21 protein-coding genes and 1 pseudogene are annotated in these 23,266 nt (G+C 67.4%); 13 read left to right on the top strand and 9 right to left on the bottom strand.

Annotated features, from left to right (window positions below; genetic code table 11):
* Positions 1 to 19 precede the first annotated feature (19 nt).
* Positions 20 to 1,612, top strand: coding sequence for a tryptophan 7-halogenase (locus tag FHS47_RS16205; protein ID WP_167030451.1), 1,593 nt, complete (start codon positions 20 to 22; stop codon positions 1,610 to 1,612).
* Between the two features lie 116 nt (positions 1,613 to 1,728).
* Here FHS47_RS16205 and FHS47_RS16200 read toward each other — a convergent pair whose 3' ends face one another.
* From FHS47_RS16200 to FHS47_RS16175, 6 genes are read right to left on the bottom strand one after another with little or no spacing between them, the layout of a single operon-like run.
* On the bottom strand, positions 1,729 to 2,163 hold the full coding sequence (locus tag FHS47_RS16200; RefSeq protein ID WP_167030448.1) for a phosphotransferase: 435 nt from the start codon (positions 2,161 to 2,163) through the stop codon (positions 1,729 to 1,731).
* Positions 2,138 to 4,462 carry an MMPL family transporter gene (locus FHS47_RS16195; RefSeq protein WP_208382089.1) on the bottom strand — a complete coding sequence of 775 codons (2,325 nt, stop codon included), beginning with the start codon at positions 4,460 to 4,462 and terminating at the stop codon, positions 2,138 to 2,140. Before FHS47_RS16195 ends, FHS47_RS16200 begins: the two co-directional genes overlap by 26 nt.
* Positions 4,459 to 5,103, bottom strand: a complete 645-nt coding sequence (locus tag FHS47_RS16190; protein WP_208382088.1) for a LolA-related protein — start codon at positions 5,101 to 5,103, stop codon at positions 4,459 to 4,461. Before FHS47_RS16190 ends, FHS47_RS16195 begins: the two co-directional genes overlap by 4 nt.
* A complete protein-coding gene (locus tag FHS47_RS16185) occupies positions 5,027 to 5,974 on the bottom strand; it encodes an acyltransferase (protein ID WP_167030445.1) in 948 nt (315 codons plus the stop codon). The genes FHS47_RS16190 and FHS47_RS16185 overlap by 77 nt, the downstream gene beginning before the upstream one ends.
* Positions 5,971 to 6,279 carry a hydroxymyristoyl-ACP dehydratase gene (locus tag FHS47_RS16180; protein ID WP_167030442.1) on the bottom strand — a complete coding sequence of 103 codons (309 nt, stop codon included), beginning with the start codon at positions 6,277 to 6,279 and terminating at the stop codon, positions 5,971 to 5,973. Before FHS47_RS16180 ends, FHS47_RS16185 begins: the two co-directional genes overlap by 4 nt.
* A gap of 55 nt (positions 6,280 to 6,334) precedes the next feature.
* Entirely contained in the window at positions 6,335 to 6,607 is a 273-nt protein-coding gene (locus FHS47_RS16175; protein WP_167030439.1) for a phosphopantetheine-binding protein, read from the bottom strand.
* 178 nt (positions 6,608 to 6,785) lie between these two features.
* Here FHS47_RS16175 and FHS47_RS16170 point away from each other — a divergent pair, with 178 nt between their 5' ends.
* Positions 6,786 to 7,772, top strand: coding sequence for a hypothetical protein (locus FHS47_RS16170; protein WP_208382087.1), 987 nt, complete (start codon positions 6,786 to 6,788; stop codon positions 7,770 to 7,772).
* Here FHS47_RS16170 and glmU read toward each other — a convergent pair.
* Together glmU and FHS47_RS16160 are read right to left on the bottom strand one after the other, a co-directional pair.
* Positions 7,760 to 9,160 (bottom strand): bifunctional UDP-N-acetylglucosamine diphosphorylase/glucosamine-1-phosphate N-acetyltransferase GlmU, encoded by a 1,401-nt coding sequence (glmU, locus tag FHS47_RS16165; RefSeq protein WP_167030436.1) that lies wholly within the window; start codon positions 9,158 to 9,160, stop codon positions 7,760 to 7,762. The genes FHS47_RS16170 and glmU overlap by 13 nt on opposite strands.
* 66 nt (positions 9,161 to 9,226) lie before the next feature.
* Positions 9,227 to 10,303, bottom strand: coding sequence for a DUF748 domain-containing protein (locus FHS47_RS16160; RefSeq protein ID WP_167030433.1), 1,077 nt, complete (start codon positions 10,301 to 10,303; stop codon positions 9,227 to 9,229).
* Positions 10,304 to 10,699: 396 nt separating this feature from the next.
* On the opposite strand from FHS47_RS16160, the pseudogene FHS47_RS16155 reads away from it, so the two are divergent.
* The 9 genes and pseudogenes from FHS47_RS16155 to ilvN form a co-directional block, all read left to right on the top strand.
* Positions 10,700 to 11,875 (top strand): annotated as a pseudogene (locus FHS47_RS16155) (2-isopropylmalate synthase); the annotation flags it as partial.
* A gap of 64 nt (positions 11,876 to 11,939) precedes the next feature.
* Positions 11,940 to 12,887, top strand: a complete 948-nt coding sequence (locus FHS47_RS16150; protein WP_167030427.1) for a branched-chain amino acid transaminase — start codon at positions 11,940 to 11,942, stop codon at positions 12,885 to 12,887.
* On the top strand, positions 12,884 to 14,299 hold the full coding sequence (gene leuC, locus FHS47_RS16145) for a 3-isopropylmalate dehydratase large subunit (RefSeq protein ID WP_167030424.1): 1,416 nt from the start codon (positions 12,884 to 12,886) through the stop codon (positions 14,297 to 14,299). The genes FHS47_RS16150 and leuC overlap by 4 nt, the downstream gene beginning before the upstream one ends.
* Entirely contained in the window at positions 14,296 to 14,892 is a 597-nt protein-coding gene (gene leuD, locus FHS47_RS16140) for a 3-isopropylmalate dehydratase small subunit (protein WP_167030421.1), read from the top strand. Before leuC ends, leuD begins: the two co-directional genes overlap by 4 nt.
* Positions 14,889 to 15,956, top strand: a complete 1,068-nt coding sequence (gene leuB, locus FHS47_RS16135) for a 3-isopropylmalate dehydrogenase (RefSeq protein WP_167030418.1) — start codon at positions 14,889 to 14,891, stop codon at positions 15,954 to 15,956. Before leuD ends, leuB begins: the two co-directional genes overlap by 4 nt.
* Before the next feature lie 26 nt (positions 15,957 to 15,982).
* Entirely contained in the window at positions 15,983 to 17,713 is a 1,731-nt protein-coding gene (gene ilvD, locus FHS47_RS16130; protein ID WP_167032252.1) for a dihydroxy-acid dehydratase, read from the top strand.
* A 126-nt stretch (positions 17,714 to 17,839) separates the two neighbouring features.
* Positions 17,840 to 18,865: a ketol-acid reductoisomerase gene (ilvC, locus tag FHS47_RS16125; RefSeq protein ID WP_167030415.1), complete on the top strand. Its 1,026-nt coding sequence runs from the start codon at positions 17,840 to 17,842 to the stop codon at positions 18,863 to 18,865.
* A 168-nt stretch (positions 18,866 to 19,033) separates the two neighbouring features.
* Positions 19,034 to 20,899: a biosynthetic-type acetolactate synthase large subunit gene (gene ilvB / locus FHS47_RS16120; RefSeq protein WP_208382085.1), complete on the top strand. Its 1,866-nt coding sequence runs from the start codon at positions 19,034 to 19,036 to the stop codon at positions 20,897 to 20,899.
* A gap of 2 nt (positions 20,900 to 20,901) precedes the next feature.
* Complete coding sequence (gene ilvN, locus FHS47_RS16115; RefSeq protein ID WP_167030412.1) at positions 20,902 to 21,243, top strand: acetolactate synthase small subunit; 342 nt, start codon at positions 20,902 to 20,904, stop codon at positions 21,241 to 21,243.
* On the opposite strand, the gene FHS47_RS16110 is transcribed toward ilvN, so the two are convergent.
* Positions 21,228 to 21,827 carry a short chain dehydrogenase gene (locus tag FHS47_RS16110; protein WP_167030410.1) on the bottom strand — a complete coding sequence of 200 codons (600 nt, stop codon included), beginning with the start codon at positions 21,825 to 21,827 and terminating at the stop codon, positions 21,228 to 21,230. The genes ilvN and FHS47_RS16110 overlap by 16 nt on opposite strands.
* Before the next feature lie 158 nt (positions 21,828 to 21,985).
* On the opposite strand from FHS47_RS16110, the gene FHS47_RS16105 reads away from it, so the two are divergent.
* Positions 21,986 to 22,144, top strand: coding sequence for a hypothetical protein (locus tag FHS47_RS16105; RefSeq protein ID WP_167030407.1), 159 nt, complete (start codon positions 21,986 to 21,988; stop codon positions 22,142 to 22,144).
* 70 nt (positions 22,145 to 22,214) lie between these two features.
* Positions 22,215 to 23,219, top strand: a complete 1,005-nt coding sequence (gene ubiA, locus FHS47_RS16100) for a 4-hydroxybenzoate octaprenyltransferase (RefSeq protein WP_167030404.1) — start codon at positions 22,215 to 22,217, stop codon at positions 23,217 to 23,219.
* Positions 23,220 to 23,266 lie beyond the last annotated feature (47 nt).

Genomic DNA, 23,266 nt, shown 5'->3' with positions numbered 1-23,266 from the left:
CACACGAGGGGTGGAACCGATGGATCGCAAGCCGCACGACGCCGTCATCCTTGGCGGGGGCCTGGCCGGGCTCACGCTCGCCATGCAGCTCAAGGGGGCCTACCCCGACATGGACATCGTCGTGCTCGAACGGCAGGCCAGACCGCTGCCCGAGGCGGCGCACAAGGTCGGCGAATCCACCGTCGAGATCGCCGCGCACTACTTCGGCGACACGCTCGGCCTCCTGCCCCACCTGGAAGAAGCCCACATCCGCAAGTTCGGCTTCCGGTTCTTCTTTTCCGAAGGCTGCGACCGGCTCGAAGACGTCACCGAACTCGGCGTGAGTGCCGTACTGCCCACACCGAGCTACCAGATCGACCGCGGCATTCTCGAAAACTTCCTCGGCGACGAAGCACGCCGCCGCGGTATCGATTTCCGCGAAGGCGTCACCGTGCGCGGATTCGACATCGGCACCGACGACAATCTGCACACCGTGCGTTTCGCCAGCAACGAAGGCGATGCAAGCCTGCAGGCCCGCTGGTTGCTGGACGCATCCGGCCGCGCCGGCCTGATGCGCCGCAAGCTCGACCTCACCCGCGACAACGGCCACCACGCCAACGCTGTGTGGTTCCGCATCGGCGAGCGGCTGGCGATCGACGACTGGTGCGACGACCCCGAATGGAAAGACCGTTGCCATCCGCCCGAACGCTGGCGGTCGACGAACCATCTCGTGGGTCCGGGCTACTGGGTCTGGCTGATTCCGCTTTCGTCCGGCGCCCATTCGGTCGGCATCGTGGCCGATGCACAGATGCACCCGCTGGAGGGCATGAAAACCTTCGAGCGCGCGCTCGCATGGCTGGAAGAACACCAGCCCGTGGTCGCCCGGCACGTAGCCAGCCAACGCGAAAAGCTGCTCGACTTTGCCTTCTTCCGCCATTTCTCGTACGGCTGCGCGAGGATGTTCTCTTCCGACCGCTGGGCGCTCACCGGCGAAGCGGGCGCGTTCCTCGACCCGTTCTACTCGCCGGGCAGCGACTTCATCGCCATCGCCAACACCTACATCACGCTGCTGGTCGGGTTGGACCGGCGCGGTGAGGCCGTGGCCCCCTATGCGCGCCACTACGAACGGATGTTCTTCTCGTTCTACGAAGGCACGCTGCGCATGTATCGCGGGCAGTACAACCTGTTCGGCGATCCGGAAGTGTTGCCGGTGAAGGTGATCTGGGACTACGCCTACTATTGGGGCGTGCTATGCCAGATCGTGTTCCAGGATCGCCTGGGCGACGCGGCCTTCGTCACGCGCATGGCGCCGGAACTCGCGGAATCTGCCGAGTTGAACACGACCATGCAGACGTTCTTCCAGCGCTGGCACGCGGTGTCCGAACGGCGAAACGGCCGGAACATGATGGACCAGCGCGACCTTACCTGGTTCGCCGAAATGAACGCCACACTGCACGACAGCCTCAACGACGACACGCTTGCCCTTCGCCTGCGCAACAACGTACGCATGATGAAGGCACTCGCGTCCAGCATCGTGGAACAGGCGGCGGCCGACCATCCGTCCGTGGTCGAAGGCTACGAGCACCTGATGCAAGGCGAAGAACGGCTGGAGTTGTTCGCCCGGGTGGCGTGACCGCGAAGCGTCTCGATCCCTGAGACGGCACCGGCGGAGAATGTCTCCGTCGGCCCGGAGGGGCCGGTCAGGCTCCTCATCAGTCACCCTTTCCCGCTGCCCCTCCGGGCCGTCGATCACATCTGCGGATGGATGACGGCCGCACGGCCCGAGGCGATCTCGCGCCCTTCGTGGCAAATGCGGAACAGGTACTGGGCGCCGGCATCGTCCGCCAGCAGGCACTCGGCGTGGACATCCAGGGTGCCGGCAAGCGTGTCCACGCGCTCGACGGAAAGCTTCACGCCGCGCAGGCTCACCAGCATGCCCGGCCGCGGTTCCGTGCGGCCTTCGTTGCGCGCACGCAACGCGCCGTGCACTGCCATGGCCTGGGCGCCATATTCGGCAAGGTGCACCGCATGCAGCCCGTGCTCGCCGCGCAAGGGGTGCGAGCGCAGCACGTGGCTCGTGCTCACCGCGTGGATCGTCGAGGCGTCCCACGCCAGCACCCCATCGAGGAGGCACATGTCCCCTGCATGCGGCACGAGGTCAATGAAGTCGGTCTTGGCGAGCATGGGGAGCCATGAGAATCGATAGGCAGAAGTGGAAGCCGACACCCAAGGCCACGGTGAGGCCGATGGCGCGCAATACCGGGATCGACGACCAGGCGAGCATGCCGAACACAAGCAACGCGGCGATGACGCACACCACCGTGGCATGCAACGTACGCCGCTGCTCGGCCGGATCGCCCGTGTCGCGCTCGAAGAAAAGCGCGTAATGCAGGCCCAGACCCGCGGCGAGGATCAACGCCACGAGGTGGAAAAGCGACACGGGAATGCCCGCCATGCGCTCCACCGCCAGCACGAGGAAGGTAGCGAGCGTCATCGGCGCCAGCACGTGCCACGCGCGGCGGAAACTTCGCAGCGCCAGGGTGATCGTGACGAACAGGAGCAGCGTGGCCGCCAGCACCGCGTGCAAGATGCGCGTGCGGTAGGCGGCGACGAGCGACTCCGACGCCTCCTTCAGGTCCAGCAATCGCGCGCTGGGATCGGCCGACGCCACCGCGGCAGCCACCGCGGCCGCATCGTGCACGCCGCTCAGCGTCGACAATCCGACCCAATGGTCTCCCCGTGCCGAGAGCATCGCGGCGAGGCGCTGGCCCAACGGCGATCGCGCGAACATCTCCGGTGTCAGCAACGGCGCGGTGCGCGCGGTTTCCACATCGTCGACGAACGGAGCGAAGAGGTCCTTGCGGAACGGAAGGCCCCGAAGCGCCGCTGTCAGCGCGGCATCGAGCGTGGGACGGTCGGGCAGTTTCGCCTGGCGCGCACGCTGCGTCGCCAGATCGGGCAGGTAGATGGACGGCAGCTCGAAACCGTCCAGCGCCTTTGCGACCACCTGTTCGCGCAGGCGCGGCTCCAGCTTTGCCGATGCCGTCAACACGGCGTCCGCTGTCTTCGCCTGCACTACCAGGAGGTAACGCACGTCGGGCGCGCCGAGTTCGCCACGCAAGCGCGCGTCGGTCATCAGCAGGTCGCGCGGCAGGGGCGTGAGCGCCGAAAGATCGTTCTGCCAGAAGGGTCCGGGCGCGAAGGCGATCATCGCCACCACGGCGGCGGCGATAGGAATCGGCAACCAGCGCGGACGCGGCAGGGCATCCAGCCACGTGCGGAAGGCGGCCAGGCCAGGCATGCCGGCAACATCGCGGGCATGCTCCGGCAACAGGTAGGGCAGTGCGTAGCGGGTGCTGAAGCCCGCGGCCAGCAGGCCCGTGATCGTGAACACCGCCAGTTGCTTCAGACCGCCGACGCCGGACGCATAGAAGGCAAGGTAGGCGATGCACGCCGAGGCGATGGCCGTGAGCAGCAGAGGCCATAACCCACGCACGCTCGCGACGGCGGACTCGCCTTCCCGGCGATGGCTGAGCAGGCGGATCGGATATTCCTGCGCTACGCCGAGCAGGGTAAAGCCGAAGGCCAGCGTGATCCCGTGCACTTCGGGAAAGCAGACCGTCAGCATCGCGATGCCGGCCAGTCCGCCCGTCGCCACGGGCAAGGCACCTAGCAGGAGACTGCTCACGCTCCGGTAGGCGGCCAGCATCAGCACGATGAAGCCGATGGTCGAGATACGGCCGATCCAGTCGGCCTCGTCCCGCGTCTGCGCGTTCACCATCACCGTGAAATAGCCCGGTCCGGTGATCGTGAGGTGCGAGCCGCCGCTGCCCGGCAAGGCGGCGAACGCCGCCCGCAATTGCCCGATGGCCTGCTCCTGCGCACCGGGGTCGAAACCCGCACCGCGCGTCTGCGCCAGCAACAAGGCCTCACCGCGCGAAGAGAACCACACGCCTTCACGGATCTCCGGCGAGCGCACGGGCGTCCAGCGCTCGGCGAGCTTCAGCGTCTCAAGCGTGGGATCGCGCGGCAGCAGACCCTTCAGCAACGTGGCCGCCGGCGAACCCAGGTCGTCGAGGCGTTGCTGTAGCTGGTCGGCGAGGTAGGCCTCGTCGAACGACTCCGTATCCAGCGTCGGCGAGAGGAGGTAGCGGTAAGGCAGCAGCGCGCTGTCGAGCATGCCGACGTCGAAGTCGCCGTTCACCACCTGGGTGAACGCGGGGTCCTTGCGCAGCGCCTGCGCCAGCCCGCGGCTGAGCGAGGCCTTCGCGGCGTCGTCGCCGCCGTCGATGGCCACGAGCAGCAGGCGCGAGCCAGGGCCCTCGCCCACCTGCTCCATGAGCAGTTTCTGATCGGGTGTCGTGGGCGCCGGCATGAAACTGCGAAGGTCGGTGCCGACCTTCAGCTGCGTGGCGACCAGCACTCCGAGTAACGCGAGGACGGCGATCCAGGCGACGAGCAGACCCAGGCGCGCGCCCCTCACATCGCGCCGCCGCACTGCGCGATGAGGCCCTCGCGGGTGGGTTCCGCCGGCATCTTCGCGGCAAGGTCGCCCAGGAGGTCGATCGAGGTGTCGCCGTCGCTTTCGTCCATGCGCATGCAGCGGGCGAGCTGGCCGGTGCCGTAGACGTGGATGCCGGCAATCTGCTTCGCGATGCGGGCGTCGCGCGGGGTCAGCGTAAGGCGCCAGCGGTCGGCATCGCGGCCGAGCGTGACATCGAACGACTGGCCGAGGCGCGACGGGTCGCCCGCCAGGAGGGCGACGAAGCTGTCGAGGAGCACCTGCAGCTGCGGCGCTCGCTTCAGCGAGAAGCTGCGCGGCTTTTTGCCTTCGCGTTCCTGGGTCACCTCGCCGTCGGCGATGGTCGACACCTCCTTCGTGGGCGACTCGACGCGACGTTCCAGGCGGTCGCCGCCGAGCCAGGCCAGTTCGCCCGACACCACCAGCGGCTTATCCAGTACGCGCATGAAACGCGCTTCCGCGAACGGCGTGCGTGCAGGGGCCGGACGATTGAGGCTGGCGATCAGTGCGTTCGCGTCGTCCGCGTCAGGCGTCGGAGTGGCGAGGCAGGTGAGCGGCAGCAGCAGGCTCGTCAGCAGGGCCAGTTTCTTGCCAGAAGTCATAGAAATTGAACCAGTTGAAGGGATAAAGGCGGGCGTAATGCTCCACCCGGGCAGCGTACCTTGCCACGAGGGCTTCGAGCATGGCCGCGCGCTGACCGCGCGGAATGTCGATACCGTCGGAAAATGCCTCGAAGATCAGCCGGTAACGGTTGCCGCCGAGATAAATGCCCATGCACAGCACCACGGGAATCTTCAGCGCCGCCGCCAGCAGCCAGGGCCCGGCCGGAAACGGCGCGGGTTTGCCCAGGAACGGCACCCGGCACATGGTCTCGTTGCGGTGCCCCCGGTCGGCAAGGAGGGCCACCATGCCGCCCTGGGCGGCGCCTTCGGCCATGGCGAGCGCCACGGAGGCGCCACCGCGCGAGGCGTCGATGACCGCCGCGCCCACGTCGGGCGCAAGCGCCTCGAGCACCGCCGTGAGGGCCGGCGTCTTCTGTTTGTCGAGCACCACGCGCAGCGGAACGTCGGGACGGCGGCCACCCAGGGCGCGCAGCGCCTCGAAACTGCCCTGGTGGGAACCGACCAGCAGCACGCCGCGGCCTGCGTCGATGCAACGATCCAGCGCATCGAGGCCTTCCACCTCGACGACGAAGTCGCGTTCGCCGCGCGCCAGGAAGAAGAGGCGGTCGAGCAGCGTGGCAGCGAACATGTGGATGTGCCGGAACACGTCGTACGCCGTCACCGGCCGATGCAACACGCGGGCGAGGTAGGCACGCGAAGCGGCGCGTTCGTCGCGCCGGCGCAGGAAGAAATAGAAGGCGATGGGGTACAGGAGCACGCGCGCCACACCGCGCCCGAGGCGCAGGGCGATCGTACGGATCAGCCATATGGCGAACCAGCCGCCGCCCTCGCGCTGTTGCCAATGGCTCATGCGGCCTCCAGCGTGCCGCGCAGCAGCGTGTCGCCGCCCCGGCGCACCGTGAAACGGAACCGCGAATCGCCCGAGGCAACGAGTTCCAGCTCGGCGTCCTCATCGGGCAGGAGCGGCGCGACGAACTTCGCATCCACCACCTGGCGCACGGCAAGCCCTCGCCACGCCCGCAGGGCCTCGGCCGCGGCCTCCAGCAGCAGGACGCCGGCCACGATGGGCCGGCCGGGGAAATGGCCGGCAAAGCTCGGGTGCGCCCCCGCGAAACGCAGCGGACGCACGCAGGACGCGTGGTCGGATTCGGTCATCGACATCTCCGGGCGAAGCAAACCACGCCCTGGGAAAGTGCGGCCTGAACGGCGATCAGGCGGCGGCGCGATGCTGTTCGATATGCTCCGACAGCGTTCGCAGGCTCGTGAAGATGGTGCGATTGTCGGGATTGTCGGACTTCAGCTGGAAGCCGTAGCGCTTGGAGACGGCCAGCGCGATCTCCAGGGCATCGATGGAGTCGAGACCCAGATCGCCACCGAAAAGCGGGGCTTCCGGGTCGATTTCGTGGGGTTTCACCGATTCGAGGTTGAGGCTGGTGACGATGAGTTCGGCCAGTTCTTTTTGTGCTGCGGTCTGCGTTGCCATTGATGTTTCCAGGTCCTGGATATTCCTGCCTCCCCCCGGATGGCAGCGGCCGCGGAGTTTATCACAGGGGTCTTAGCGCCAGCTTCGCGGCCGTTCAGGCGGATGTATGCGGATCGTTCACGCCGCGCCGCGGGAACGGGACGATATGATGGCCCGACTGCGTTTGACGGAAGACTCGATGCTCCCAGGAAGCGAAATGCGCGAGGCCGCGCGCCAGACCACCCATACCGCGCCGAGCGTCGGTTACGTGCCGGGAACGGCGGCGCTTTCACCTTCCACGCTCGCCGCATTCGGATTCGGCACCCCCGGGCCGGGGCCGGACGATCCGCGCTGGTTACGTGTGGCGCTGGCGCCCTTGGGCGCGCCGACAAGCGAAATATGGGAGGTGAACGGCGAGGTGGTCGCGGGACGCGAGGGTGAGTTGCGCTGGTCTCGCGGTGGCGGCTGGCTGTTCGCCGCCGTGGAATGCCATGAAGAAGACCACGGCGGCACGGAGGGCGCGGCGCGTCACGCCTACCGCCTGCTGTCGGGATTCGTCGCCGGGGCGACGGAGCAGCACGTGCAGCGGATATGGAATTACCTCGGCGCGATCAACGAGGGCAAGGACGACGACGAGCGCTACAAGCACTTCTGCACGGGGCGCATCGGCGGCATGGGCGACGTGTTCGCGCAGGGTTTTCCCGCGGCGACCGCCATCGGCCACCATGCGGACCCTGGCCTTCTGCAGGTCTACCTGCTCGCCACCGATCGCCCGGGGACGCGCGTTGAAAATCCCCGCCAGGTGAGCGCCTGGCGCTATCCGCGCCAATACGGCCGCACACCGCCCAGTTTCGCCCGCGCCACACTGCTACCGGCCGGCGACGCACTCGCCATCTCGGGTACCGCGGCGGTGGTGGGCCATGCGTCCGCGCACGCCGGCGACATCGAGGCCCAGCTGGCCGAGACGCAGCGGAACCTCGACGCCCTGCTCGCCGCCGGCGGCATCGCCGGCGGATTCGGTGCCTCGGCGCCGCTGAAGGCCTACGTGCGCCACCCCGAGCATGCCGATGCCGTCCGGGCATTCGCGGAAAAACACTTCCCGGACGCACCGCTCGTCCTGCTGCACGGCGACATCTGCCGCGCCGAGCTGCTCGTCGAGATCGACGGCTGGCGCTATCGCGCCTGATCCGGTTTATGCGGGGGCTTCGTCGGGCGGTGCCAGCCCTCGATCGTCGTCTGCCGTGCCCGGGAAAGGGTCAACTCGCCGGCGGGCGCGTCCTTCGTGATCACCGAGCCCGCGCCGATGGTGGCGCCGGCACGAAGCGTCACGGGCGCCACCAGCGAGCTGTTGGAGCCGACGAAGACACCGTCCTCGATCGTGGTGCGGCTCTTGTTCACGCCGTCGTAGTTGCACGTGATGGTGCCCGCGCCGATGTTGACCTTGCTGCCTATCACCGTGTCGCCGAGGTAGGTGAGGTGGTTCGCTTTCGAGCCCTGCGCGATGGTCGCATTCTTCGTTTCGACGAAGTTGCCGATGTGCACGCCTTCGGCGAGGTCGGTGCCAGGGCGCAGGCGCGCGAACGGGCCGATCGTGCAGGGGCCATGGGTGACCACGCCGTCGAGATCGCAATGGGCTAGCACCACCGTGCCCGCGGCCAGCCTCGCGTTGCGCACGCGGGTGAAGGGGCCGATGCGCACGTCATCGCCCAGGGTCACTTCTCCCTCGAAGATCACGTTCACGTCCACCTCGACGTCGCGCCCGGCGGTCACCGTGCCGCGCACGTCGAGCCGGCGCGGGTCGGCCATGCGTACGCCTGCCAGGGCGAGTTCCCGCGCGCTGCGCTCGCGGAACAGGGCTTCCAGGTCGGCGAGCTGCCATGGATCGTTCGCCCCCGACGCCTCGGTGGCCTCGCAATCCACGCAGGCGGCCGGCATGCCTTCTCCCGCGGCCATTTCGAAAATGTCGGTGAGGTAGTACTCGCCTTGCGCGTTGTCGTTGCCCAGTCGCCGCGTCCAGTCCAGCAGCCTGGTGGCGTCGGCGGCGACGATCCCGGTGTTCACCAGATCGATGGCACGCTGCGCCGCGCTGGCGTCCTTTTCCTCGGCGATGTGGCGCACGTGACCCGCGGCGTCCAGCACCACGCGGCCATAGCCCTTCGGGTCGGCCAGCCGCGTGGCCAGCATCGACAGGCCCTCGCCGGCGGACACCAGGGTCGAGAGCGTGGCTGCCCGGATGAGCGGCACATCGCCGTAGAGCACGAGCACCCGGCCTTCGAGCCCGCCGTTCGCCTCCATCGCTTCCAGCGCCGTGCGCACGGCATGGCCGGTGCCCAGGCGCTCGCGCTGTTCGATCCAGTCGAGGGAGGCGTCGCCGGCGAAGGCCTGCCGCACCTGTTCGCCGTTGTGGCCGTACACCACGTGGATGCCCGCGGGCCCGAGCGACCGGGCCGCGTCGATCACGTGGGCCAGCAGCGGCCGCCCGGCGAGGGGCATCAGCACCTTTGCCTTCGCGGACTTCATCCGTTTGCCCTCGCCGGCGGCGAGGATGAGGACATGGAGAGGTGTGGCGGTCATGGATTCGGCAGCCTGCCTTGAGCGAGGGGCGCACTTTCGCGCGTTTGCCCCGCCCTGCCAAGTCGGCTACTCGTCCTTAGGCCGCTCGGTCAGGTGCTCCAGACTGGGCTTGTACGCTTCCACGAACGCGTTGCGCAGAATGCCCAGGATGGCCTCCACCGGCGAAACGTTCCTGTCACCGATCGTGCCCGAGATCGGTACGCGCGTGGCGAACTGGTCCTTGGACTGGTTCTTGAAGATCTTGGTGACGCCCTCCGCCACGGCCTCGTACGCGAGCTTGAGCGGATTCTTCTTTTCCTGCTCCACGTCCTGCTTCCAACTGAAGATCTTCAGTCCGTGGAACAGCGGCTTCGCATATCCCTCCAGACGACGGTCGCGCGCTTGCAGTTCCATGAAGAAGTCGCCTTCGCCGCCGGCGAAATCCAGCCCGCTGTAGGCACGCGCGAGATCGTTGGCCTTCACCAGCTTGATGTTGCGAACGCTGAGTTCGTAGCGGAAGTCGCCGGTCTCTTCCAGCGGATCGAACTCCGCGCGCGTTTCCAGCGGAGCGTCGCCCAGCACCTTGGCCGTGGCGTGCATGTGCGCCACGCGCGAGCCACCCTCGCCCTGCACGTTGGTGAGGTTCGTGGCGGTGCCGTTCACCTCGGTCATCTTCAGGTCCACCTTGGGACTGGAGACGAAATTGTGGAAGGTGACCGTGCCGTTCATGACGTTCAACTCTTCGATACGGGTCGGCACCAGTGCGCGCAACTGCGCACGCCAATCCACGCCCTTACCCGTCTGTGTGTCGCCCTCGCCGCGACCGTCGACGAAGTTCAGCACCGGCTCGTAGAAATCCACCTTGCCGCGCAGGCGACCGCGCGAGAGGGCCCGCCAGCTCAGCGAAATATCGGCCCGTGCCGTGTCGAAGAACGGCACGGGCACCTTGCCGTCCACCTTCTGGATCGTAAGGCGATCGATCGAGTAAGCCCCGCGCCACAGATGGATGTCGATGTCGGCGATATGGCCCGAATACGCACCCATGCGGGACAGCCGGCCGTTGAGGTAATCGAGCACGACATAAGGCAGCGCGATGCGGCCGACGATCAACACGACGGCAATGACACCAATGATCCAGAAGCTTCGACGGTAACGGGTTCGCATGGGGGACACCGTGGGCGGACTGGACGAGTGTGACGGCCGGGTGGTCGTCATTTCATGAATTCGGAAGTCTGGACATCCAAAGTCCTAGGAAAATGGTTCCAGACGAAAGTGTTGACAGCCGTTGACCAACCGACATACCTTCGACGACATGACGCAGCGCAACACCCATGGCCGCTTTGCCCTGAACCGACTTACGTCGGTTACCGGCAAGCTGCGTCTCGGCAGCGGCCTCCTTCTTATTAGCCTTGTACTTATTACCTGCGGAGGTGCGGGCTGAGGGCAAGTGTCCAGGTGAAATAAGAAGCAAACCTGAAGACTCCCAAAGAACCCCGCACCCGGTAACGGATGCGGGGTTTTTTATTGCCCGGCCCGCCTCATTCACGAGCGGAGCCAGACATGAATCCAGCAAACCAGGGCAGCACCGACGCCGTCGACAGCGACGTAGCCGGCCGCGTGCGCATCTTCGACACCACCTTGCGCGACGGCGAGCAGGCCCCCGGCTTCTCGATGGACCGGCGCGCCAAGCTGCGCATGGCCCATGCCCTGGAGGAACTCGGCGTCGACATCATCGAAGCCGGGTTCCCACAAGCCTCTCCCGACGATTTTGCCGCCGTGGCCGAGATCGCGAGGACGCTGAAAGCACCCACGATCGCCGCACTGGCCCGATGTCAGGATGCCGACATCGACAGTGCGGGCAAGGCGCTGCAAGGCGCCAGGCATTCACGGATACACCTGTTCCTCTCCACCTCCCCCCTGCATCGCGAGCACAAGCTCGGCAAGAGCCGGCAGGAAGTCATCGACATCGCCGCCTCCGCCATCCGGCGCGCCAAGGCCCTGGTCCACGAAGTCGAGTTCTCCGCCGAAGACGCCCTCCGCACCGAACCCGACTTCCTCGCCGAAGTCTTCTCCGTCGCCGTCGAAGCCGGCGCCTGCGTGCTCAACGCCCCCGACACCGTCGGCTACGTCACCCCGTCCGAGATCCACACCATGTTCACCTACCTGCGCCAGCACGTGCGCGGAGCGGACAAGGTGATGTTCTCGGCCCATTGCCACGACGATCTGGGCATGGCCGTCGCGAACAGTCTGGCCGCCATCTCCGCGGGCGCGCGGCAGGTGGAATGCACCATCAACGGCATCGGCGAACGCGCCGGCAACGCCGCGCTGGAAGAAGTGGTGATGGCGCTGCACACACGCCAGCCGCTGTTTGGCGTGGAGACCGGCATCGTCACGCAACGCCTGTTCCCCACCTCGCGACTGCTCGCCGAGGTCACGGGCCAGCCCGTGCCGCGCAACAAGGCCATCGTGGGCGACAACGCCTTCGCGCACGAGTCGGGCATCCATCAGCACGGCATGCTGAAGCATCGCGGCACCTACGAAATCATGCGGCCGCAGGACGTCGGGGCGAAAACCTCCCTGGTGCTCGGCAAGCATTCCGGCCGCCACGCGCTGCGCCAGCGCCTCGAGGAACTGGAGTTCGAGGTGGACGAAGCCACGCTCGACGCCGTCTTCGAGAGTTTCAAAACCCTTACAGACAGACAGCGCTCGATCACAAACGATGACCTCGTCGCGCTGATGGACAAACACCAGAACCCCCACCACACCGCCGCCGTCGCGGTCGAGTCCTGAAGGAGCACCCATGGAAGCCCCGACCCATCTCTGGCACAACGGCCGCATCAAGGCCTGGGCCGACGCCACCGTTCATGTGGGCGCGCATGCGCTGCACTATGGCTCCTCCGTATTCGAAGGCGTGCGCGTGTATGCCACGCCGGACGGCCCGCGCTACTTCCGCCTGGAGGAACACACCGAGCGCCTGTTCCATTCGGCGCGCGTGTATGACCTCTCGATGCCTTACGACGCCGCGACGATCAACCGCGCATGCCGCGAGGTCATCGTCGCCAACGGGCTGAAGTCGGCCTACGTCCGCCCCATCGTGTTCCGCAGCGGCTTCACTTTCAGCCTCGCGCCGTCGCTCGACACGGCAGTGGACGTCGCCGTCATCGCCCTGCCCTGGGGCGCCTATCACGGCGCCGATGCCATCGAGAAAGGCGTGGATGTGTGCGTGTCGTCCTGGAACCGCGCGGCGCCGAACACCTATCCCAGCGGCGCGAAGGCGGGCGGCAACTACCTCAACAGCCAGCTCATCGCGCGCGAAGCGGTGAACGGCGGCTACGCCGAAGGCATCGCCCTGGGCACCGACGGCCTGCTGAGCGAGGGTGCGGGAGAAAACCTCTTCGTGGTGCGCAAGGGCGTGATCCACACGCCCCCGGCCGCGTCGTCCATCCTCTGCGGCATCACCCGCGACACCGTGCTGACGCTCGCACGCGAACGCGGTTACGACGTGGTGGAGCAATCCCTGCCCCGCGAAATGCTGTACTTCGCCGACGAGGTCTTCATGACCGGTACGGCCGCGGAAGTCACCGCCGTGCGCTCGGTGGATCGCAAGCCGGTCGGCTCGGGCCACCCCGGTCCCATCACACGGCAATTGCAGCAGGACTTCTTCGGCCTGTTCGACGGCCGCACGGAGGACCGCTGGGGTTGGCTCACGCCTGTCGAGGAAGCTGCCGCCGGGAGGGCCGCCGCATGACGCCGCGCACCCTCTTCGACAAGCTGTGGGACGCCCACCAGGTCAAGGCCGAGACCGAGAGCACGCCGGGCGTGCTGTACATCGACCTGCACATGGTGCACGAGGTCACCTCGCCGCAGGCGTTCGACGAGCTTCGCGCCCGCGGACTGAAAGTGCGCCGCCCCGACCGCACGCTGGCCACGCTGGACCATTCCACGCCCACGCTGCCGCCGGACGCCGACGGCAAGCGCCCTTATTACACGCAGGAAGCCGAGGCGCAGGTTGCCCGGCTCGAAGCGAACGTCCGCGAATTCGGCATCGATCTCATGGGCTGGGACAGCCCGCAGCGCGGCATCGTGCACGTGGCGGGTCCCGAGGTAGGCGCGACGCAGCCGGGCATGACCATCGTCTGCGGCGACAGCCACACCGCCACGCACGGCGCCTTCGGTGCGCTGGCGTTCGGCATCGGCACCACCGAGGTCGGCCATGTACTGGCTACGCAGTGCCTGCTCCAGCGCAAGCCGAAGTCGTTCGCCATCCATGTCGACGGTGCACTGCAACCCGGCGTCACGGCGAAGGACCTGATCCTGCACATCATCGGCACGATCGGCATCGGTGGCGGTACCGGCCACGTGCTGGAGTACACCGGCGAGGCCATCCGCGCCATGTCGATGGAAGAGCGCATGACGGTGTGCAACATGTCCATCGAGGCCGGTGCTCGCGCAGGACTCATCGCGCCGGACGAAACCACGTTCGCGTGGCTGGCCGGGCGCGAGCGCGTGCCGAAGGGCCAGGCCTGGGAGCGCGCGGTCGCCCACTGGCGCACGCTTCCCACCGACGAGGGCGCCACATACGACCGCGAAGTCCGCATCGACGCCTCGTCGATCGAGCCGTCGGTCACCTATGGCACGCATCCCGGCATGGTGGTGCCTATCCATGCGCCGGTGCCTGCCGCCGCAGACGCCGTGGAGCAGCGCGCCCTCGACTACATGAAGGTCACCGCAGGCAAGCCGATGGCCGGCGAGGCCGTGGACGTCGTGTTCATCGGCAGCTGTACCAATGGTCGCCTGTCCGACCTGCGCGCCGCGGCCGGCATCCTGCGCGGCCGCCGCGTCGCCGGCGGCGTGCGCATGCTCGTGGTGCCCGGTTCCGAACAGGTGCGCCGCGAGGCCGAACGCGAAGGGCTGCACGAGGTTTTCCGCGCAGCGGGCGCCGAGTGGCGCGAGCCGGGTTGCTCGATGTGCATCGCCATGAACGGCGACCTCGCGCAGCCGGGCCAGCTCGTGGTCGCCACCAGCAACCGCAACTTCGAAGGCCGCCAGGGCAAGGGCGCACGCACCGTGCTGGCCAGTCCCCTCGTCGCCGCCGCCTCGGCCGTCGCCGGCCGCGTGGCCGATCCCCGCGAATACATGAACCAGGAAGCCGCCGCATGAGCACCACCAGCCGCCCGCTCGCCTACGTGCACTCCCGCACGGCGGTGCTGCGCAACGAAAACATCGACACCGACCGGATCATCCCGGCCCGTTTCCTCACCACCACCGAGCGCACGGGCCTGGGCAAGCACTGCTTCGAGGACTGGCGCTACGCCGCCGACGGCAGCGACGATCCTGCGTTTCCGCTCAACCAGCCGCAGGCGCGCGGTTGCAGCATCCTCGTGGCGGGCCGCAACTTCGGCTGCGGCTCGTCGCGCGAGCACGCGCCCTGGGCCCTGCTCGATTACGGCATTCGCGCGGTCATCTCCAGCGAGATCGCGGACATCTTCCGCGGCAACGCCCTGAAGAACGGTCTGGTCGCCATCGTGATAAGCGAAGCCGAGCATCGCTGGTTGATGGACAACCCCGGCGTGGAACTGCGCATCGACATCGCCGAAGGCACCATCCGCCTGCCCGACGGTGGCGTGGTCCGCTTCGACCTCGATGCCTTCTCACGGCATTGCCTGCTCAACGGCGTCGATCAGTTGGGCTTCCTCCTGCAGCAGCAGGCCGACATCGCGGCCTACGAACAGCGGACGGAGGAAGCGGCATGAAAGCTTCGATCGTCGTACTGCCCGGTGACGGCATCGGTCCCGAAGTGGCCTCCGCTGGCGTAGCGGTGTTGCGCGAAGTAGCGCAGCGCTTCGGCCACGATTTCGCCTTTGCCGAACACGCCATCGGTGGCGATGCCATCGATCGTTTCGGCGATCCGCTGCCGCCGGTGACGCGGGAAGCCCTGCTCGCGGCCGACGCGGTGCTGCTCGGCGCCGTGGGCGGGCCCAAATGGTCCGACCCGAACGCCCCGGTGCGCCCGGAACAGGGGCTGCTGGCGATGCGCAAGCTGCTCGGCGTGTTTGCCAACGTACGCCCGCTGAAGCTGCACCCTCGTACTGCCGCGTTGTCGCCTTTGAAGGCCGAGCGCACGAAGGGCGTGGATCTCGTGTTCATCCGCGAGCTCACCGGCGGCATCTATTTCGGTGCGAAAACCCGCAGCGACAACGATGCCACCGACGAATGCCGCTACAGCGTGGAAGAGGTGGAGCGCGTGGTCCGCCACGCCTTCGACCTGGCACGCACGCGCCGTCGCAAGGTCACCTCGGTGGACAAGGCGAACGTGCTCGAAACCTCTCGCCTGTGGCGCTCGGTCGCCACGCGCGTGGCCGCCGATTACCCGGACGTCGAACTGGAGCACCAGCTCGTCGACTCCATGGCGATGCACCTGCTCACCCGCCCGGCGGACTACGACGTGATCGTGACCGAGAACATGTTCGGCGACATCCTCACCGACGAAGCCTCGGTCCTGGCCGGTTCCCTCGGCCTGTCGCCGTCGGCATCCATCGGTGGCCCCGGCGCCGGTGTGTACGAACCCATCCACGGTTCGGCACCCGACATCGCCGGGCAGGCGCTCGCCAACCCGCTCGGCACCATCCTCTCCGCGGCGATGCTGCTGCGTCATTCGCTCGGCCTCGCCGACGAAGCGGCGGTCGTCGAAGCGGCCGTCGATCACGTGCTGGAGCACGCCAACCTCACCCGCGACCTGGGCGGCAGCGCCACCACGCATGCCGTCACGCGCGCCGTCCTCGATGCCTGTGCCGCCAAAGCGGAGGAAGCCGCATGAACGCGAAAAAGATCCCCATCCGCACGCTGCGCAGCGATGCGATCAAGACCGGACCGGACCGTGCCCCGGCACGAGCGATGCTGCGTGCTACCGGACTCGACGACGAAGCCATCGCCCGGCCGATGGTCGCCATCGTGCATAGCTGGTCGAACGTCTCGCCGTGCAACCTCAACCTGCGCGAGCTGGCGGAGGCCGCTGCCGAAGGTGTGCGCGCCGCGGGCGGCACGCCGGTGGAGTTCAACACCATCGCCGTGACCGACGGCATCGCCATGGGTACGCCGGGCATGCGGTCGTCCCTGGTGAGCCGCGAGATCATCACCGATTCCATCGAGCTCGCCGTCGACGGCCACTGCCTCGACGCGATGGTGGTGCTGTGCGGCTGCGACAAGACCATTCCGGCCGCCGCGATGGCGCTGGCCCGGCTGAACATCCCGGGTGTTGCGCTCTACGGCGGCAGCATCGCGCACGGCAGCCGCAACGGCTGCCCGATCACGGTGCAGGAGGTGTTCGAAGCCGTGGGCGCGCATGGCGCGGGCAAGATTGACGACGCCGAACTCGACGACGTGGAGCGCCACGCGTGCCCGGGTGCGGGTGCCTGCGGCGGCCAGTTCACCGCCAACACCATGGCGATGGTGCTGACCACGCTGGGCTTGACGCCGGTAGGTCTCAACGATATTCCCGCCACCGATCCGGCGAAGCGCGACGCGGCATACCGCTGCGGTGAACTGGCCATGGCCTGCCTGGAGGCCAACCGGCGTCCCCGCGACGTGATGACCCGCGCCGCCTTCGACAATGCCGCGCGCATGGTCGCGGCGACCGCCGGCTCCACCAACGCGGTGTTGCACCTCCTGGCCATCGCCAACGAAGCGCGCGTGCCTTTGTCCATAGAGGACTTCGAGCCCGCGTCCGCCCGCACGCCGGTCATTGCCGATCTGAAACCCGGCGGCCGCTTCAGCGCGGTGGAACTCACCGCTGCCGGCGGCACCGCCATCGTGGCACGCGAGTTGCGCGAAGCCGGCCTCATCGCCGACACGCAGACCGTCACGGGCCGCAGCCTGTTCGCCGAACTGGATGCCGCGCCTCCGGCAACCGGGGGACAACAGGTGGTGCGTCCCGTCGCCCACCCGTTCAAGCCGCGCGGTGGCTACAGCATCCTCTACGGCAACCTCTCGCCCGAAGGCTGCATCCTCAAGCTCGCAGGGCATGGCCGCACCAGCCATGCGGGGCCGGCGCGCGTGTTCGAGAGCGAGGAAGAGGCATTCGCCGCCGTGCAGGCCGGCCGCATCCGCGCGGGCGACGTCATGGTGATTCGCAACGAAGGGCCGGCCGGCGGTCCCGGGATGCGCGAGATGCTGGCGGTTACCGCCGCGCTGGTCGGCCGGGGCCTCGGCGACGATGTGGCACTCATTACCGACGGCCGCTTCAGCGGCGCCACGCATGGGTTCATGGTGGGACACGTCGCGCCGGAGGCGGCGCGCGGCGGCCCCATCGGCCTCCTCCGCGAAGGCGACGCGGTGTTCATCGACGCCACCACGCGCGAACTGCGCACCGACGCCGACCTGGCTTCGCGTCGTGCGGCATGGCGACCGACGGCGCCCAAGGTGACGCGCGGCGTTCTCGCCAAGTACGCCCGCCTCGTGGGTTCCGCGGCGGAAGGCGCCGTCACGCAAGCGTTCGACGACGCACCCGCCGTCGCGACGCGGACACGCCGCGAATTCGAAGACGAAGACCTCACCCAGGAGCTGATCGGCAACTGACCCCAACTGTGGGAGCCGCCATGGCGGCGAGAAGCCAACGGACGAATGTGGCCGTGAGGTCTCCTCCCTCGCCGCTATAGCGGCTCCTACATGACATCGCACATACCTTCCTAACGGAGACACCCCATGACCGATACCCAAGCCACCACCGCCCCGTTGCAGAACGCCCGCATTGCCGTGCTCGGCTACGGCAGCCAGGGCCGTGCCCACGCGCTCAACCTGAAAGATTCCGGCCTCGACGTCGTGGTCGGCCTGCGCCCGGGCGGCCCTTCGTGGCGACGCGCCTACCTCGACGGCTTCGCCGTTGCCGAGCCGGCCGATGCGGTGCGCGGCGCCGATCTCGTCGCGGTGCTCACCCCGGACATGACCCAGCCGGGCATCTACAAGGACGCCATCGAAGGCAACATGAAGCCGGGCGCCACCTTGCTGTTCGCGCATGGCTTCAACGTGCACTTCGGCCAGATCCAGCCGCGCACCGACATCGACGTGGTACTCGTGGCACCGAAGGGACCGGGTGCCCTGGTGCGTCGCGAATATGAAATCGGCCGCGGCGTGCCCTGCCTGTATGCCGTGCACCAGGACGCCACCGGCAAGGCGACCGAACGCGCCACGGCGTACGCGGCTGGCATCGGTGGCGCGCGCGCCATGCTGATCGAGACGGACTTCAAGGAAGAGACCGAAACCGATCTGTTCGGCGAGCAGGCCGTGCTCTGTGGCGGAGCCTCGGAACTGGTCATCAAGGGCTTCGAAACCCTGGTCGAAGCAGGCTACCGTCCGGAGATCGCCTATTACGAGGTGATGCACGAACTGAAGCTGATCGTCGACCTCTTCTACGAGGGCGGCATCGCGCGGATGCTCGAGTTCATTTCCGAAACCGCGCAATACGGTGACTACACTCGCGGTCCGCGGATCGTCGACGCGGACACCAAGGAACGCATGAAGGCGGTACTCAAGGAAATCCAGGACGGCACCTTCGCGCGCGAATGGACGGCCGAATACAACGCCGGCCTGCCGAACTACAAGGCATACAAGCAACGCGACCTCGAACATCCGATCGAAAAGGTGGGCGCGAAGCTGCGTGCGCGCATGCCCTGGCTCGCCGCGAACCAGCCGAAGCCCGCGCCGGAACCAGAGCCTGCAAAGGCTCCTTAACCGCCACGGAGCTTATTGTGTGGGAGCCGCTCAGCGGCGATGGGTGCTCGCGGCAAGCTTGCCCGCTGCCGCGGGATCGCCGCTGAAGCGGCTCCCACATAAAGCAACCGACGTCAAAGCCTTCCAGGCAAGGCAACTTCCTCAGCGCTTGAAGGGAATATAAACATCGTGAACGCCCAACTGGACACCGTCGGCGACATTAGCCCCACGTCGCCCCATCCCCTGGCCGGCCAGTCCCTGACCGGCGCCGACATCGTCGTGCAGGTGCTCGCCGACGAAGGCCTTGATGTCCTCTTCGGTTACTCCGGCGGTGCCATCCTTCCTGTGTATGACGCCGTCTTCCGCTACAACGGCGCGCATACGCGCGACGATGGCAGCGAGCCGATGCCGTTGATCGTTCCCGCCAACGAGCAGGGCGCCTGCTTCATGGCGGCAGGTTATGCGCGCGCGTCCGGACGTGTGGGCGTGGCGTTGGTTACCTCCGGTCCCGGTGCCACGAACGCGGTCACGCCCGTGAGGGATTCCATGGCCGATTCCATCCCGCTGGTGGTCATCTGCGGCCAGGTGCCCACCGCCGCAATCGGCACCGACGCATTCCAGGAAGCCCCGATCAGCACGATCATGGGCTCGTGCGCCAAGCATGTGTTCCTCGTCACCGATCCTTCCTCGCTGGAGGCCACCTTGCGCACGGCGTTTCACATCGCCCGCAGCGGTCGCCCCGGCCCGGTTGTCATCGACATTCCCAAGGACGTGCAGAACGCGGTGTCGATCTTCCACGGCAGCCACGAACTGCCCGTGCGCGGCTACCGTTCGCGCCTGCATGCCGTCGAATCGGCGACCATCCCCGACGACGAGTGCGCGCGGCTCTTCGATCTCCTGGGCCAGGCGAAGCGCCCCCTGATCTATGCCGGCGGCGGCGTCGTTTCCTCCGGCGCGGCCGAGGCCCTGCGCGACTTCGCACACGAGTTTGGCGTTCCGGTGGTGACCACCCTGATGGGGATCGGCGGCTTCGATACTACGGACCCGCTCGCGCTGAACATGCTCGGCATGCACGGCGCAGCGTATGCCAACTACGCCATGGACGACTGCGATTTCGTGCTCGCCCTGGGCGCCCGCTTCGATGACAGGGTGGTGGGCGTTCCGGACAAGTTCGCGCCACGTGCCCGTGCCATCGCGCAGATCGACATTGATCCGGCGGAAATCGGAAAGGTGAAGGCCGTGGACTGGCACCATGTGGGTACGCTGGACCAGTCGCTCGATCGTCTGACCACGTATGGACGAACGAAGGGTATCCGCGGCGATTACGCGGCGTGGCATGCGCATGTCGCCGCCCTGAAATCCCATCACGCGATGGATTTCTGCCGTGACGGCACGAGCATCCAGCCGTGCGCGGTTATCGAGGCCATCAACCGTATCACCGACGGCCGGGCCGTGATCAGCACGGGCGTCGGACAGCACCAGATGTGGGCCGCGCAATACTTCGACTTCCGCGAGCCGCGCCTCTGGCTCACTTCCGGATCCATGGGCACGATGGGCTTCGGCTTGCCGGCCGCGATCGGCGCGCAGTTCGCACGTCCCGACCGCATCGTCATCGACGTGGACGGCGACGCCAGCATCCGCATGAATATCGGCGAGCTGGAAACTGTCACCACCTACAATCTGCCGGTGAAGGTGGTGGTGCTGAACAACAGTGGCGACGGCATGGTGCGCCAGTGGCAGAAACTATTCTTCAAGGGGCGTTTCTCCGCATCGGACAAGAGCCTGCACAAGAAGGACTTCGTGCGCGCCGCCGAGGCGGACGGCTTTCCCTGGGCGCGTCGCCTCGACAACCCTGCCGATATCGACAGCGTCGTCGCCGATTTCCTGGCCTTCGAGGGCCCGGCCTTCCTGGAAGTGGTGATCGACCCCGACGCCGGCGTGTATCCGATGGTGGGCCCCGGCGCCAGCTACGCGGAAATGATCACCGGCGACTGGATACCCAGCCGCGAGCGCCCCGTGGCCCGGGCCGCCGCCGAACCAACGGGAATGTTCTGACGATGCGCCACCTGATCTCCATGCTGTTGCAGAACGAAGCCGGCGCGCTGGCCCGCGTCGCCGGCTTGTTCGCCTCGCGCGGTTACAACATCGAATCGCTGCTTGTCGCGCCTACGCGGGATGCCGACGTTTCGAGGCTCACCCTGGTGGTCGACGTGGACGAGGCTGCCGTCGAGCAGATCGTGAAGCAGTCCGCAAAGCTCGTCGACGTGATCGAGATCGCGGACCTCGGTGGCAGCGACGCAACGGCGCAAGCGTCCCTCGCTGCCTTCCAGGCGGCGCTGCGGCACGCGGACGACATCGTGGAACGCGTGCGGGGCGACGCGGCTTACCAGACCTTGTAGACCTGCCCGGTCTGGCGACCCTCGACCGACCGGGAAAACGCCAGCGCCGCGCGCGCCGCCGGTACCGGTTCGAAGCCGCGGAAGAACGGTCCGTAGCTTCCCATCGACTCCGCGAGAACATTCGGGCTTACAGCATTGATGCGGATGCCACGAGGCAGTTCGATGGCAGCCGCGCGCACGAAGGCCTCGACGGCACCGTTCACCAGGCTCGCACATGCCCCGGCGACGATAGGCTGCTCCGTGAGGATGCCAGTGATGAGGGTGAAGGAACCTCCGTCGCGCAGGCGTGGCGTACCCGCTTGCACCAGCCGGACCTGGCCCATGAGCTTGTCCTGCACGCCCGCCATGTACTTCGCTTCATCGAGGTCCGCCAGCGGTGCGAACGGGACCTTGCCTGCGGTGCACACCACGGCGTCGAGATCGCCCACGTCGCGGAACATCGTCTCGACGCTTCCGGCATCGCGCAGGTCCACGCGCACGTCGCCATGCGAACGTCCCGCGCGGACGATGTCGTGACGTGCACCGAGCTCCTCGGCCACGGCCTGGCCCAGCGTGCCGCCGGCACCGATGATCAGGATCTTCATGATCGCTTCCTTTGGTTTGCAGCCGGCAAGGATACGCCGCAGGGCACGAACGGGCGATGCGGCGTTTTCGGCTCACCCTGGCTTTACGGCGCGTACCCGGCTGCTTCACCTTGCCGTGCCTAGGTTGGACTCCACCCCGCAAGACCACGGAGCCCCCCATGCCGTATACACCGACCAATCCGCAGCCGCCGATCGCCGAACCCGGCAAGAATCGCCCCGAGGGCGAAATTCGCCAGCCCGGACACTACAAACCCGAGCGCGATGCCGACCCGGAGCCGCCGGTGGACGACGATCCGATCGAACCGCTGGAGCGCTGAACGCAAGGCGGGGCGACGTCGTCGCCCCGCATCGTCGTCCGTGCCGCGACCGCTGGGCTAGACTTCGCGGATGAGCCCCACGCCCCGCAAATCGCCCACCCGTCGCAAGAACCCCTCGACAAACCGCAAGCCCTCGGTAGCAGCGCCCGCACGTCCCGCCGATGCGTCGACCACTGCCGAGCGCGTGCTGGCCTTTCTGCTGCGCGGCCTGCCGGCGTCACGCCGCGAAAAGATCCATGCCTACCTCGTGCTCACTCGCATGGATCGTCCCATTGGGGCCCTGCTCCTCCTGTGGCCAACCTGGTGGGCCCTATGGCTGGCAGCGAAGGACTTTCCGCCCATCGGGCCCCTGGTGATCTTCACCCTCGGCGTGTTCGCCATGCGTTCCGCCGGATGCGCCATCAACGACTACGCCGACCGCAAGCTCGACCCCCAGGTGAGCCGCACGGCGGGACGACCGATCGCCAGCGGCAGGGTCAGTCCCCGCGAGGCGCTCTACGTCTTCGCGGCCCTGCTCGCGTTCTCCTTCGTGCTCGTGCTCTTCACCAATCGCCTCACCATCCTGCTGTCGTTCGCGGGCGCGGCCCTTGCGGCCCTCTATCCCTTCAGCAAGCGCTACACGAACTTGCCGCAGGTCGTGCTGGGTGCGGCGTTCGGATGGTCGATCCCGATGGCTTTCGCAGCGGTCACCGATACGGTGCCCCCGCTGGCATGGTTGCTGTTCATCGGCAATATCCTCTGGTCGGTGATCTACGACACCGAATACGCCATGGTCGACCGCGAGGAAGACATCAAGGCGGGCGCGAAATCCACGGCCATCCTGTTCGCCGACGCCGATCTGGTCATCGTGGGGGTGCTCATGGGCACCTTTCTGCTCACCATGCTGCTTGTGGGTACGCGTGCCGCACTGGCGTGGCCGTACTGGATCGCGCTGGCGGCGACCACCGGCCTCTTCGCCTACCAGCAGTGGATCATGCGCGACCGTGAGCGCGCCGCCTGCCTTGCCGCCTTCCGTCACAACAACTGGGTGGGTCTCGCCCTCTGGCTCGGCATCGTGCTCGCTCTCGCCTTGTGACAGTCGTCACGGCGTGAGCGGCCGATGACCATTTGCCTCGATTGAAA

The sequence above is a fragment of the Luteibacter sp. SG786 genome (genome assembly GCF_011759605.1).
GTDB lineage: Bacteria > Pseudomonadota > Gammaproteobacteria > Xanthomonadales > Rhodanobacteraceae > Luteibacter.
This window is presented reverse-complemented; position numbering and strand designations above follow the sequence as displayed.

Excerpts from the sequence above, each read along its gene's own strand:
- ilvC (WP_167030415.1), top strand. The coding sequence starts at position 17,840 with ATGACCGATACCCAAGCCACCACCGCCCCGTTGCAGAACGCCCGCATT.
- leuD (WP_167030421.1), top strand. The coding sequence starts at position 14,296 with ATGAGCACCACCAGCCGCCCGCTCGCCTACGTGCACTCCCGCACGGCG.
- FHS47_RS16185 (WP_167030445.1), bottom strand. The coding sequence starts at position 5,974 with ATGAGCCATTGGCAACAGCGCGAGGGCGGCGGCTGGTTCGCCATATGG.
- FHS47_RS16105 (WP_167030407.1), top strand. The coding sequence starts at position 21,986 with ATGCCGTATACACCGACCAATCCGCAGCCGCCGATCGCCGAACCCGGC.
- FHS47_RS16170 (WP_208382087.1), top strand. The coding sequence starts at position 6,786 with ATGCTCCCAGGAAGCGAAATGCGCGAGGCCGCGCGCCAGACCACCCAT.
- FHS47_RS16200 (WP_167030448.1), bottom strand. The coding sequence starts at position 2,163 with ATGCTCGCCAAGACCGACTTCATTGACCTCGTGCCGCATGCAGGGGAC.
- FHS47_RS16160 (WP_167030433.1), bottom strand. The coding sequence starts at position 10,303 with ATGCGAACCCGTTACCGTCGAAGCTTCTGGATCATTGGTGTCATTGCC.
- FHS47_RS16180 (WP_167030442.1), bottom strand. The coding sequence starts at position 6,279 with ATGACCGAATCCGACCACGCGTCCTGCGTGCGTCCGCTGCGTTTCGCG.
- ubiA (WP_167030404.1), top strand. The coding sequence starts at position 22,215 with ATGAGCCCCACGCCCCGCAAATCGCCCACCCGTCGCAAGAACCCCTCG.
- FHS47_RS16175 (WP_167030439.1), bottom strand. The coding sequence starts at position 6,607 with ATGGCAACGCAGACCGCAGCACAAAAAGAACTGGCCGAACTCATCGTC.
- FHS47_RS16110 (WP_167030410.1), bottom strand. The coding sequence starts at position 21,827 with ATGAAGATCCTGATCATCGGTGCCGGCGGCACGCTGGGCCAGGCCGTG.
- glmU (WP_167030436.1), bottom strand. The coding sequence starts at position 9,160 with ATGACCGCCACACCTCTCCATGTCCTCATCCTCGCCGCCGGCGAGGGC.
- ilvN (WP_167030412.1), top strand. The coding sequence starts at position 20,902 with ATGCGCCACCTGATCTCCATGCTGTTGCAGAACGAAGCCGGCGCGCTG.
- FHS47_RS16205 (WP_167030451.1), top strand. The coding sequence starts at position 20 with ATGGATCGCAAGCCGCACGACGCCGTCATCCTTGGCGGGGGCCTGGCC.
- leuC (WP_167030424.1), top strand. The coding sequence starts at position 12,884 with ATGACGCCGCGCACCCTCTTCGACAAGCTGTGGGACGCCCACCAGGTC.
- FHS47_RS16190 (WP_208382088.1), bottom strand. The coding sequence starts at position 5,103 with ATGACTTCTGGCAAGAAACTGGCCCTGCTGACGAGCCTGCTGCTGCCG.
- FHS47_RS16150 (WP_167030427.1), top strand. The coding sequence starts at position 11,940 with ATGGAAGCCCCGACCCATCTCTGGCACAACGGCCGCATCAAGGCCTGG.
- leuB (WP_167030418.1), top strand. The coding sequence starts at position 14,889 with ATGAAAGCTTCGATCGTCGTACTGCCCGGTGACGGCATCGGTCCCGAA.